This is a genomic window from Pontibacter ruber, assembly GCF_023630205.1.
In the GTDB taxonomy this organism is placed as follows: Bacteria; Bacteroidota; Bacteroidia; order Cytophagales; family Hymenobacteraceae; genus Pontibacter; species Pontibacter ruber.
Window position 1 is genome coordinate 1,053,690 of record NZ_JALPRR010000001.1, and the last position, 12,171, is coordinate 1,065,860.

General features: G+C 52.2%; 9 protein-coding genes. All 9 read right to left on the minus strand.

Annotated elements, in window-relative coordinates:
* Positions 1-29 precede the first annotated feature (29 nt).
* Positions 30-1,421: an FAD-dependent oxidoreductase gene (locus tag MJ611_RS04685; protein ID WP_250428351.1), complete on the minus strand. Its 1,392-nt coding sequence runs from the start codon at positions 1,419-1,421 to the stop codon at positions 30-32.
* Between the two features lie 84 nt (positions 1,422-1,505).
* Positions 1,506-2,126 (minus strand): alpha-ketoglutarate-dependent dioxygenase AlkB family protein, encoded by a 621-nt coding sequence (locus MJ611_RS04690; protein ID WP_250428352.1) that lies wholly within the window; start codon positions 2,124-2,126, stop codon positions 1,506-1,508.
* Between the two features lies 1 nt (position 2,127).
* Positions 2,128-3,399 carry a cation:proton antiporter gene (locus tag MJ611_RS04695; RefSeq protein WP_250428353.1) on the minus strand — a complete coding sequence of 424 codons (1,272 nt, stop codon included), beginning with the start codon at positions 3,397-3,399 and terminating at the stop codon, positions 2,128-2,130.
* Positions 3,400-3,689: 290 nt separating this feature from the next.
* Positions 3,690-5,936, minus strand: a complete 2,247-nt coding sequence (locus tag MJ611_RS04700; protein WP_250428354.1) for a cation:proton antiporter domain-containing protein — start codon at positions 5,934-5,936, stop codon at positions 3,690-3,692.
* Between the two features lie 257 nt (positions 5,937-6,193).
* Complete coding sequence (locus MJ611_RS04705; protein WP_250428355.1) at positions 6,194-6,583, minus strand: hypothetical protein; 390 nt, start codon at positions 6,581-6,583, stop codon at positions 6,194-6,196.
* Positions 6,584-6,733: 150 nt separating this feature from the next.
* Positions 6,734-8,203, minus strand: coding sequence for a potassium/proton antiporter (locus tag MJ611_RS04710; protein ID WP_250428356.1), 1,470 nt, complete (start codon positions 8,201-8,203; stop codon positions 6,734-6,736).
* Positions 8,204-8,300: 97 nt separating this feature from the next.
* Complete coding sequence (kynU, locus tag MJ611_RS04715) at positions 8,301-9,581, minus strand: kynureninase (protein ID WP_250428357.1); 1,281 nt, start codon at positions 9,579-9,581, stop codon at positions 8,301-8,303.
* 826 nt (positions 9,582-10,407) lie between these two features.
* Entirely contained in the window at positions 10,408-11,523 is a 1,116-nt protein-coding gene (locus MJ611_RS04720; protein WP_250428358.1) for an amidohydrolase family protein, read from the minus strand.
* Between the two features lie 102 nt (positions 11,524-11,625).
* On the minus strand, positions 11,626-12,168 hold the full coding sequence (locus MJ611_RS04725) for a GNAT family N-acetyltransferase (protein WP_250428359.1): 543 nt from the start codon (positions 12,166-12,168) through the stop codon (positions 11,626-11,628).
* Positions 12,169-12,171 lie beyond the last annotated feature (3 nt).

Consider the following 12,171-nt stretch of genomic DNA (forward strand, 5'->3'; position numbering starts at 1 on the left):
TTCCTGACGCAGAAACAAACTTTACTTGTTTATCCCCGTCCCTGCGCTTCCGTATGCTTTTTCAGCTTCTCCTTGTAGATGATCTGCTCTTCTAACAGCTGCTGTACTTCCGGCTTATCGAAGTCTTCTACCGTCTGGATGTGCTTCATCACCTTCTTCATGATCTCGTCCTGCAGCCGGCCTGTTTCCAATGCATAGGAATACGGCAGGTCCGTGAAGGTAACCATGGTGTAGAGCGGGATCCACTTATCGGGGTACTGCTGGTTGATCCTGGCTTCGATCTTTTTGCGCAGCAGGAAGCGCGGGTCCGCTACCTTGTCGCGCATCTCGATAAAGTTCATCACGGCCAGGTCGGCAATGGCGTCGGCGTCGGGCTTGCGTTTACGCTCAAATGCCTTGAATAATTTCTCCCAGTCGCCGTCGAAGTTCTCCAGCATCTGGTCCAGCACGGTAATGTCCTCGAAGCCGGCGTTCATACCCTGCCCGTAAAAAGGCACCACCGCGTGGCAGGCATCCCCAATAAGCAAGGCTTTGTCCTGGTACGACCACGGAAAGCATTTAACGGTTACCAGCGAGCCGATCGGGTTAGAGAAGTAATCTTCTGCCAGATCCGGCATGAGCGGCACTGCATCCGGGAAAGCCTCCAGGAAGAAGTTAAGAAGCTCGGTATCTGTCTTGATCGATTCGAAAGAAAGGGCTCCCTCGTAAGGGAAGAAAAGTGTGCAGGTAAAACTGCCGTCGATGTTCGGCAGCGCGATCATCATGTAGTTGCCGCGAGGCCAGATGTGCAACGCATGCTTTTCCAGCAGCCAGCCACCTCCTTCAGCCGCCGGAATGGTCAGCTCTTTATAGCCATACTCCAGGTAAGACTGCGAGTAGTTGTAGCGGTCGGTTTTCTGCATGGCGTTGCGCACCATCGAGAAAGCCCCGTCTGCCCCAAACAGCAGCTGGCTCTGCAACTTTTCTACCTCGCCTGTTTCGGTGTTGCGCATTTCTGCCTCGTTGGTGTGCAGGTCCAGGTTCAGCAGCTGGCGGTTGAAGTGGTAGGTAATGTTGGGGTCCGGCTCCGAAATGTCCATCAGGGCTACATTCAGCCCGGCCCTGGATACCGAATAAATTGCCTGCCCCTCTTTGCCATAGGGCTGGTAGGTAAGGTTGCCCTGCTCATCGTGCATCATGCGGCCATACATCGGGATTGCCACTTTGCGCACCTGCTCTTCTATGCCGATGCCGCGCAACGCACGCCAGCCCCGGTCGCTGAGGGCCAGATTGATAGAGCGGCCACCAAAAGCACCTAATTTGCGGAGGTCGGGGCGACGTTCGTACAGATCAACTTTGTGGCCGCGCTTGGCCAGGTACAAAGACAGTAACGAACCGACCAGGCCGGCTCCCATTATGGCGATGTTCTTTTTCTCGGTCATAGTTTATCAGGGCAGAGCTTCAAGCTACCGTAAAGTAACGTGTTACGATTGGGAATGGCAACCCCTAACAGAAGGCTGCAGACACTATGCTACTACGTTCCGGAACGTGAGGTTGATGCGTGGTTCTGTAGTTCGGCTGGTTTTAGGGATCTGATGCTGCCAGAAGTGCTGCGTAGGCCCCTGCATCAGCAGCAGGCTACCGTGCTGCAGTGTTATTTTTACTGCTTTTATCTCCTTCCGGAAGCGGTGCCGGAAAGCGAACGTACGCTCGCCGCCAAAACTCAGGGAAGCGATACCTGGCTTACGGCCCAGTTCCTTTTCATCGTCGGAGTGCCAACCCATACTGTCCTGTCCGCTGCGGTAATAGTTCAGGAGCACACTGTTGTAGGTGTGGCCCGATGCCTGCTCTACCCGCTCTTTCAGCTGCAGCAAAACGGGCAGCCAAGGTTGAGGAGCGTTGTACAAACCAGAGTAAGTATACCCTTTGTCGCCGTACCAGGCTGTTAAGCGCGGCAGGGGCAGTTGCTTGCCAAACATCCGGATCTCTTCCTGCTGCCAGTTTATACTTTGCTGCAGCTGCTCGAAGTATACATCACTTTCCTGCTTCGTAAAAAACACAGGTGCATAGTATACTTCGGCATCGGGCATATCCAGTTGCACAAATGCCTGTGACAAGCCTTTGTTTTGCATCAAACTTCTGTTCATCTCAAACTTTATCAGGAGTAGCCTCGTGCTTTGCCGACTTCCTTTTACGTTTTCTCCAGGTGTCTAAGTGGTCCATGATGCGGGCTGCCGTAATACCGTGCAGGATGATGGAGACCATCACAATAAAGCCTGTTATTGCCCATAACTGGTCGGCATCGGCAAAGGCAATTTTCTCCAGCGCAAAGGAAAGGTAAAAGAAGGATCCGATGCCCCGTATGCCAAAAAAGCTGATTGCCAGTTTTTCCCTTGCAGGCACTTTCACGCCGATCATTCCTACGAGCGCAGACAGCGGCCTGATGATGAACAGAAACCCCAGCCCGACCAATGCTCCCTGCCATGTCAGGTGCTCCAGCAACCCGCGGGCTATACTTCCGCCCAGCAACAGCAAGAGCGTTACCATCAGAATACGCTCCACCTGGTTTACAAAATCGTGCATTTCAGTGTGGTACTCATCTTCCACCTCATAACTACTCATGGTAATAGCTGTAATAAACACCGCTATAAATCCATAGCCATGGGCCATTTCCGTCAATCCGTACGACACCAGCGTAGCCGAGAGTGCCACAAAACCATCGCGGGTTCTGGGAAACTTTGTTTTATCGGGCAGCTCAAAGATCAGGTAAGCCAAACCCCGGCCCACCACATACCCGATTGCAACACCTGCCACTATCCGGTAGAGCAGATCGCGGTATAGCCACTCTCCAAACCAGGGTTCTGCGGTACCAGCCGCCACGGCTACAACTACCGCCAGCCAGGTAAAAGGGAAAGCCATGCCATCGTTCAATCCTGCCTCTGCTGTGAGTGAGAAACGTACATCGTCCTCTTCCTTATCGTTCGGGGGCCCCACCTGCACTTGCTCTGCCAGCACTGGGTCGGTAGGCGCCAGCACTGCCCCTAGCAGAATGGCTGCTGCCGGTGCCAGGCCCAGTACCCACCAGCCTAAAAAAGCCAGTGCCCCAATGCACAGCAACATGGTTATACTTACCAGGCGAAAAGGAATCTGCCAGTTCTTCCAGCCAAAGGGGCGCCGCAGCTTAAGCCCGGTACCCATTAGCGATATGATCACGCTAAGCTCTGTCAGGTGCACAACGTACTCTTCCTGCCACATGGGGTCGGGCATGGGCAGGTTGAGAGGCAGGGAATAGAGTACCATGCCCAGCAGCAGAAACAGGATCGGGTAAGACAGAAAGCTGCCTTCCAACAGGCGTGGTATCCAGGCCATGGCCAGCGCCGCCAACCCGATCAGCGTAATCACTATGACATAACTATCCATACAGGGGGCAATAATTTAAGCAGCAGACGCTGTTTTATCCTGCTGCAACAGGTGGATATAAGAAAAGTTTGTACTACCTGCTTCTCCTTTGTTTTCTTAACAGTTGTGTAGCACTAATTTGTAGTACTATTGCGAGCATCAGAAAGTTTGTTACGCCATTACTTGTTCGTTCGGCTGAAAACAGGGCATCTTAATTTATACTTCTACTAAGTATAGAGTAAGAAAGGCAGCAGCCGAACGGTGGTCCAACTGCTGCCTTTCTGTTTCAGTTGCTTTATTAGTTGCTCTTTCTATCCGCGCGCAGGCTGCCGGGCTGCTTCCAGCTGTTTGATGCGCCACGGGCTGCCCACGATCCAGAGGATGTCTCCTTCTTCGAACATCAGCTCAGAATCCGGGTTAAGAATTCGTTCTTCGTTTTTCTCGATGCCTACGATCAAGCCCTTTGTTTTCTCCCGGATACCGGATTCGCGTATGGTTTTATGCAGCAGCATCGAGTCGGCGGATACCACAAGCTGCTGCAGCCTTATTTCTTCTTTTTCGGACCCTCCATTTGCGGCAGGCGCTATCTCAGATTCCACAAACTGCCTGAAGGCTTCTGTCTGCTCATCTGTAGCAAAAACGTAGATCTTATCGCCCGGATAAATCTTCTCGTTTCGGGTTGGGGCCATAATGGTACGGTCGCCGCGCTCTATCACGGCCACGTTTATACCAAACTTTTCCCTTGTCTGCAGCTCAAACAAACTCTTCCCCACCACTACAGATGCCGGCGGCACTTCGAAGCTGGTCAGGTGGGCATCCCAGGGAGCCAGGGTATGATGCGCCTTCTGGGCAGCACTTATCTCACGTGCATTCAGGTTAGCCATAAACCGGTTCTCGATGCGGATGTAGAAGTTCTGAATGCGATGGGAGAAGATCGCCAGCAGCACCAGGATAACCAGGCCAACCACAATAGACACCACCACCGAGAAGAACTGATGCAGCAGGAAGCCGACGAAAAGTATAGCAATGCCCATACGTGCAAACTCCATCACAATAATCAGGCTGCGGTAGTTTTTGTTTGCCCAAATGCGGCCCTGTGCCTCTTTCTGGGGGTGGTACACTGCCATGGCCCACAGGAAAGGCGCCATCGCCACCAGCGTGATAGCTGTCGTAATGAGATCCCCCATCCCCCCGTCGATCAGGTGCTCTGTAATAAGTGGCCGCAGGTAACGGGCCGACAGCAGCACAAGTGCGATCATAATGACCGAGTAGACCACCAGGTTGATGGCATACGAGCGAAGCAGGATCTTCCAGTCGCTGGCTGCACCGATGGTCTGGGCCCCTGAGCTGTACTCGTTCAGGGAGGCTTTCCATTTGGCTGGCAGCACGGATTCAACTACCCGGTGGAGCGGCTCTGCCAGGCGGATCATGTAAGGTGTGGTAAAGGTTGTAATTGCCGATACCGCCACGGCCACCGGATACAGGAAGTCGCTGGTCACGTTCAGGGTTACGCCCAGAGTGGCAATGATAAACGAGAACTCCCCGATCTGGGAAACGCTCATACCTGATTGTATGGATGTCTTCAGCCCCTGCCCTGCAACAAGTCCGCCGCTTGTTATACTTATCGCTTTGCCCAGCAGCGTTACAAGCGTTATCACAGCAATAGGTCCGGCATAATTGACGATCATTTCCGGGTCGATCAGTATACCTACCGATACAAAGAAGATGGCGCCGAAAAGGTCTTTTACCGAGGCTACCAGGTGCTCGATCTTCTCGGCTTTGGTGGTTTCAGCAAGTATAGACCCCATGATGAACGCGCCCAGTGCCGGCGAAAAACCAACCTGTGCCGCCAGAATTACCATCAGGAAACAAAGCGCGATGGACACGATCAGCAAGGTTTCGTCGTTCATGAGTTTGCTGGCCCTGCGCAGGAACGTTGGGATGAGGAATATGCCTGCCAGAAACCATACTACGAGGAAGAACGCCAGCTTCAGTACAGCCGTCAGCATTTCGGCTCCGGCGAACTGCTGGCTTACGGCCAGTGTCGAGAGCAACACCAGCAGCAAAATCGCCACCAGGTCTTCCACGATCAGCACCCCGAACACCAACCCGGCAAAGCGCTGCGACTTTACGCCCAGCTCATCAAAAGCCCGGATGATGATGGTGGTAGAAGAAATGGAAAGTATACCTCCCAGGAAGATACTATCCATGGTAGACCAACCGAGCAGCTTACCCGCCAGGTAGCCAAGCAGCAGCATTACGACGACCTCCACCAGTGCCATGATGGAGGATGGCCCGCCTACTTTTACAAGTTTCTTGAAACTGAACTCCAGGCCCAGGCTGAACAACAGGAAAATCACGCCGATCTCTGCCCAGATCTGGATGTTTTCTGTTTCTGCAATGGATGGAAAAAGCGAAATGTTGGGCCCGACCAGCAGGCCGGCAATGATGTAGCCCAGCACAAGCGGCTGCTTAAGCTTTTTAAAGATCAGAGTAACAATGCCCGCTGCTCCAAGTATGAGCCCGAGGTCCATTACCAAATGCGGTAAGTGCGTCATATATATCTATTCAGGAAATTAAAGTATAAATCTGGCTGCGTTGCGTTATAACCCAGCCACCAAGTATAATTTACTTCATTAACCAGCCAGGAATCAAGCTACCTGTGTTAACGAGCAAGCTGTTTATACTGTGCTGCAATTACGCGCAACAACGAAAAAAATAAGAAAATCAGTGTAAACGGCGGGCAGCAAAGGCTTCTGCAGAATTCGGCTCTTAGCCAACTCAGCCAGCCTGCAATTGCCCGGTAAAAGCAGCGCTACGGGGCGTTGGGAAGTACAGCAACCGGAGTGGTATGCGCCAGAAGCCTGGTACCTGCCGGGTTATCAGCACAGGCGGGCAGCTCTTCGTTAGCAGGCGGGTTGAAAAGGAATGATGGCAGCACATACCTGTCGGCATGCTGTGGGGTAAGCACTACGGGGGGCGCTGCCCGGGCATCTAAAAAGACCTGCAACGCCTGTTGCTCTACTGCATCCGGTGCAGTGTGGTATTTAACCTTTTTCAGCACAGACGCAGCCTTAGCTACCGTGCCTTTCATGATGAAACTATAAACTGCTACCTCGTGCCCGGGCAACGTGAGCGCCCAAAGCAGCATAACCCACATCAGCGGGTATTTGAGGTAAAGTTTTATGTCTCCCAGGTTTTTCAACAAACAAAAATAACGCTTTTAAAAAATAGCCGCAAAAGAGATTAGGAATAGGTTTCAGGCAACTCAGGAGCTGTAAAAGTATACTTTCGCACGAACTGCAGCCTTCCTATTAGCATAAATGTGTGCGAAGGAGCAAACCGGCGTAAGGCCTCAAGCCACCTCGTACCCGAGCATCTCGTTTACTTTTGCCAGTTCCTGGTCGTTATCCGTCATCACGTACAGTATATCCAGGGGCTCCAGAACGGTTGCCCCGTTTGGTGTCAGGAATTTGCCTTTTCTGTTGATGAGCACGATCAGAGAGCCTTTCGGGAAGTGCAGCTCTACCAGAGATTTACCTATTGCCGGGCTGCCCTCAGGCACCATGATCTCGGTCAGCTCATTTTTGAGGTCGTACTCCATTTCAAGATCGAACTGATGCTTTTTAAGCCTCCTTTCCCTTTGGTTGAGCTTTAACCACTTGGCTACAGGAGCCAGGGTAGTGCCCTGCAGCATCACGGAAGTGAGCACGATAAAGAACACGATGTTGAAGATCATATCTGACTTTTGTACTCCGGCCAGCAGCGGGTACGTAGCAAAAACAATAGGCACAGCTCCCCGCAACCCCACCCACGACACGTACAGCTTATCTGCCAGGGTTGATCTGAAAAAGGCCATGCTCAGGAAAACACTGATCGGGCGGGCCACAAAAATCAGGAACAACGAAATAAGCAGGCCTATCCCAATAACAGGTATCATGTGCGACGGGAACACCAGCAGGCCCAGCGTAAGGAACATCAGGATCTGCATGAGCCAGGCCACGCCATCGTAAAACCGGGTAAGGCTGCGCTTATGAATAAAGTTACGGTTGCCCAGGATCACAGCAGAAATGTACACGGCCAGAAACCCGTTGCCATTGATCTCGCTGGTAAAGGCGTATGTGAACACGACCATCGCCAGGGTCAGGGCCGGGTACAAGCCTTCCTGCTCCAGTTTGATCTTGTTGATGACCCAAGCCATAAGGTGCCCCATTGCGATCCCCATTACAGCACCAAGGCTCATCTGCATGAAAAACATCGGGATCAGCTGCCAGATGGAGGCATCTTCATTCGTGATCAGGAAAGTAAAGCTGACGGTCAGGAAATACGCCATCGGGTCGTTACTGCCGGATTCCAGCTCCAGCGTAGGGCGCAGGTTGTGTTTCAGGCCGATGTTCTTGTACCGAAGTATGGAGAACACCGCTGCTGCATCGGTAGACGACACAATAGAGCCCAGCAGCAGGCTTTCCAGGATCGTGAAATCGGTAACCCAGTAAACAAAAAGCCCCAGCAGTATGGCTGTAATAAAAACCCCTGCAGTGGCAAGCACAACACCCCGCCAAAGGATGGGCTTTGTACTTTCCCAGCGCGTATCCAGGCCACCGGAGAACAGGATGATCGTAAGCGCCACAGTTCCCAGCGACTGAGCAGAGCGGGCATCGTCAAAGTGTATGCCTCCTACCCCCTCTGAGCCAGCCAGCATTCCCACCCCCAGGAACAGTATCAGCGCAGGTATACCAAAGCGGCCTAAGCTCTTGCTTATAAGAATACTCAGAAACAGCAGGATAGAGATACCAAGCAATATGTCCTCGATGGTAAACGCCATAACTCCGGGTTTACGCTTGCATACTTTAAAAACATCTGATCGGTTAGCCTGTAAGTAAAAAATGCAGGCGTAGGTTAGTACGCCTGCATTTCCTGCTTTAGTTTTTCACTGCCTCCAGGCACTCGTGGAGGATCTCTGAAAACCGGTATACTTCCTCAAAGCTGTTGTAGAGCGGCGTAGGTGCCACCCGGATGACGCTCGGCTCCCGGAAGTCGACGATAATGCCGGCTTCCATCAGCTTGTTAAACAACTCCCGTGCATTTTGCTTCACCAGCATGGAGATCTGGCAGCCACGGGCTTTCGGATCGCGCGGCGTGATCACCTCCAGCACGTCTTTGCCCACATGCACATCGTCAATGAGGTACTCCAGGTAGCCTGTCAGCTTCTCGCTTTTTGCCCGCAGGTTGTCCATACCGGCTTCGTCAAACAGCTCCAGCGAAGCGCGGTGGACGGCCATCGGCAGGATCTGGGCATTGCTTACCTGCCAGCCTTCGGCACCCGGCATCGGTATAAAACCTTTCTTCATCTGGAAACGCACACCCGCATCGTGCCCCCACCAGCCGGCAAAGCGCGGCAGGTCCGGGTTGTTGGCGTGGCGCTCGTGCACAAACACACCCGATGTGCCACCCGGGCCTGAGTTCAGGTACTTGTAGGTACACCAAACGGCAAAGTCTACATTCCAGTCGTGCAGCTTCAGCGGCACGTTGCCAGCAGCATGCGCCAGGTCGAAGCCTACGACAGCGCCTGCCTCATGGCCTGCTTTGGTGATGGCTTCCATGTCGTATACCTGGCCGGTATAGTAGTTGATGCCGCCCATCAGTACCAGCGCCAGCTCTTCGCCGCAGTCTTTTATACTTTGCAGGATGTCTTCAGTGCGCAGCGTGTGCTCGCCTTCTCTCGGGAACAGTTCAACAATAGCTTCTTCTGGGGCAAAGCCATGGAATTTCACCTGTGTTTCCAGCGCGTACTGATCAGATGGAAAAGCGCCGCCTTCCATGATCACTTTGATGCGTTTGCCTTCCGGCCTGTAAAAAGAAACGAGCATGAGGTGCAGGTTCACAGTGAGCTGGTTCATCACTACTACTTCGCTTTCCAGAGCGCCCACTACACGTGCCGAGCTGGCAGTTAATAATCGATGATAGTTAAACCAAGGGGTATCGCCTTTAAAATGTCCTTCTACGGCCAGGTCGGCCCAGTTCTGCATTTCGTGGTCGAGGTAAGCTTGTGCTGACTTTGGCTGCAGCCCCAACGAGTTGCCACAGAAGTAAATAGCGTCGCGCTTGTTTACCTGCGGGGCATAAAAGCGGGCTTTAAAATGTTTAAGCGGATCATTCTGGTCTTGTTCCTGCGCAAAGGCAAGGGTATTCTGGTAGTTCATTTTTGGTGCGGGTAATATGGTTGTTGCTGTTGTTACAGCGTAAGTTCTTTATCCTGCTAAGATAAGGAATTGAATTCTTTCCGCTGTTATTTCGGATTACCTGAAGGAGTTAAGAAGGTTAAGAGTACTTGCGTCTTGTGAAATTTTGAGAAGAGCGAGCTATCTGTACTTATTGTTAAGGTTTATACTTTGCGCCAACAAGCCCTTACTTCGTAGCTACTTCTATTCCTTAGTTTTATAAGCCTATACTTTTATAGCTACTTTTGGTGCGCTCAGGGCCGCGGGGCCTCGTCCTCGGGCATCGCGCTGTTGATTTGAAGCTGCTCCTCGCTCCGCTACGGGCTGCTCAGCAAGCTGAGCACCGCAACAAATCAAAGGCGCTCAACCCAAGGACTGGGAACAAATTCGATAGTAGGAGGCTATGTAACTGGAACCCCTTGTAGGGCCAGGTCGCGACCTGGCCGTGCTATACCTGCAGCAGCTAAGAAACTTATACCTGAAGTATAGCAGTGGCAGAAGTTCCCCTCTCGAGAGGGGTGCAGGGGTGTGTTTATACTTCTTCTATGAAAGTTATACCTCAAAGTATAGCCATAGCCAAGGGTGGTTTGCCTGTCATAACGCGAACTATAGCCTGGCCTTTCGACCCGATCGAATTGTAGACTCGATATTATTCTAAGGCGCGGGAATAATTTATGAGCCAGAATGAGAATGCAACTTATTCCGCCAGTTACAAACTGGCCTTAATGTAAGCCACTAGTTGTGCTGGCGCTAAGCTTGCGGCATGAGGAGGAACAGCAGAGCCCCTCGCCTCTCCTACCATTCGTAATTAAGAGTGAGTAATTATCTTCGCTACTCCCGCTTTCTGATCCCTGATAGGCGCAACCCCTTTCACAAATTGCTCCTTTTTCAGGTTCAGCCATTCCAGGGCAGTACCACTGAGCATGCGTTCTTTGGTAGCCAGATCATAAGGCATGGATTCGATAAGTTTGCCGGGCTCGAGTTCGCCAAGTGGGAAAGGATAGTCGGTGCCGAGGGCAATGCAGTTAGCTCCGACCAGGTTCACCAGGTAGTCCAGGGCCATCGGGTCGTGCACCAGCGAATCGAAGTAGAACTTGCCCAGGTACTCGCGTGGGTTTACGTTGTTATCAATAGCACAGAGGTCAGGCCGTACTTCAAAGCCGTGGGCAATACGCCCGATCGTGGCCGGGAATGAACCGCCACCGTGAGCAAAAGCAACCCGTAGTTTCGGCAGTCGCTCCAGTACGCCTCCGAAGATCATGGAACAGATCGCCACAGTTGTTTCGGCGGGCATGCCCACCAGCCAGGGCATCCAGAATTTGCCCATGCGGTCCTTACCCAGCATATCCCAGGGGTGCACAAAGATGGCTGCTCCCAGGTCCTGCGCCGCTTCAAAAATCGGGAAAAGCTTTGGTTCATCCAGGTTACAGTCATTCACATTCGAGCCGATCTGTACGCCCGGCATGCCCAGTTCCTTAACGCATCGTTCCAGCTCTTTTATGGCCAAATCGGTATCCTGCATCGGGATGGTGCCAAGGCCAATGAAGCGGTCCGGGTAATCGGCTACCACGCTGGCGATGTGGTTGTTCAGCATACGGGAGAGGTCGTGGGTATCCTGCGGCTTGGCCCAGTAATTGAACATAACCGGCACTGTGCTCAGCACCTGTACGCCTACTTTGTGCTGGCTGCACTCGTGCATGCGCACCTTTGGGTCCCAGCAGTTGTCCTGAATCTCGCGAAAGAACTTATCGTCCATCATCATACGGGCGCAGCAGGGCTTGTGGTGCTCCAGCCGGATAAAGCCTCCATAGCCGTAGCGCTCACGCAAATTAGGCCAGGTAGCCGGCAATATATGCGTGTGGATATCGATCTTTAACAGATCATGATCGGAAAGTATAGGTGAAGTAGACGTATTCTCTTGCATGCTGCTAAACGGACGGAAATGCTGCTATACGAAGCCCGGCAGAACCAGGCAATCCAACAATATAAGCATTTTATACTTTGTACGCACGTTTCTGGCAAAAGCTTATACTTGCCCTTGCCACTCTGTTTTTAAAAGGCTGTAGTAGATCAGGTCGATAAACCGGCCATGCTTGATCTCGCGTTCGCGCAGCCTGCCCTCCCTAATAAAGCCAAGCTTTTGCAGTACTTTTTCAGATTGATCGTTGCCGCCTTCTACAATGGCTTCGATGCGGTTGAGGGCCAGCTGCTCAAAGCTATACTTCAGAACAGCCCTTGCAGCTTCCGGAACATAGCCTTTTCCCCAGTAGTCAGGCAGCAGCCAGAAGCCGATCTCGGCCTTTTGGTGTTCTGCCTCCAGGCTGCTCAGGCCACAGGCCCCGATCAACTGATTGCTTCCTTTCAACGAGAATGCCCACCAGGCGCCTGTATTGTTTTGTATAAGGCTGTCGTAAAACTGCATCTGCTCCTGCACTGCCTCCAGCGTATCAAAATGTACGGCATAATACTCGGTTACCCGCTTATCTGATAATCCCTGAAGTATAAATTCTGCATCGGAAGGTTTGATCAGGCATAGTATAAGCCGCTCGGTAACAAGATCTGGATACATAGA

What these genes read in the sequence shown, in the direction of transcription:
- MJ611_RS04690 (WP_250428352.1), bottom strand. Translation starts at nt 2,126, where the DNA reads ATGAACAGAAGTTTGATGCAAAACAAAGGCTTGTCACAGGCATTTGTG.
- MJ611_RS04700 (WP_250428354.1), bottom strand. Translation starts at nt 5,936, where the DNA reads ATGACGCACTTACCGCATTTGGTAATGGACCTCGGGCTCATACTTGGA.
- kynU (WP_250428357.1), bottom strand. Translation starts at nt 9,581, where the DNA reads ATGAACTACCAGAATACCCTTGCCTTTGCGCAGGAACAAGACCAGAAT.
- MJ611_RS04695 (WP_250428353.1), bottom strand. Translation starts at nt 3,399, where the DNA reads ATGGATAGTTATGTCATAGTGATTACGCTGATCGGGTTGGCGGCGCTG.
- MJ611_RS04685 (WP_250428351.1), bottom strand. Translation starts at nt 1,421, where the DNA reads ATGACCGAGAAAAAGAACATCGCCATAATGGGAGCCGGCCTGGTCGGT.
- MJ611_RS04720 (WP_250428358.1), bottom strand. Translation starts at nt 11,523, where the DNA reads ATGCAAGAGAATACGTCTACTTCACCTATACTTTCCGATCATGATCTG.
- MJ611_RS04710 (WP_250428356.1), bottom strand. Translation starts at nt 8,203, where the DNA reads ATGGCGTTTACCATCGAGGACATATTGCTTGGTATCTCTATCCTGCTG.
- MJ611_RS04725 (WP_250428359.1), bottom strand. Translation starts at nt 12,168, where the DNA reads ATGTATCCAGATCTTGTTACCGAGCGGCTTATACTATGCCTGATCAAA.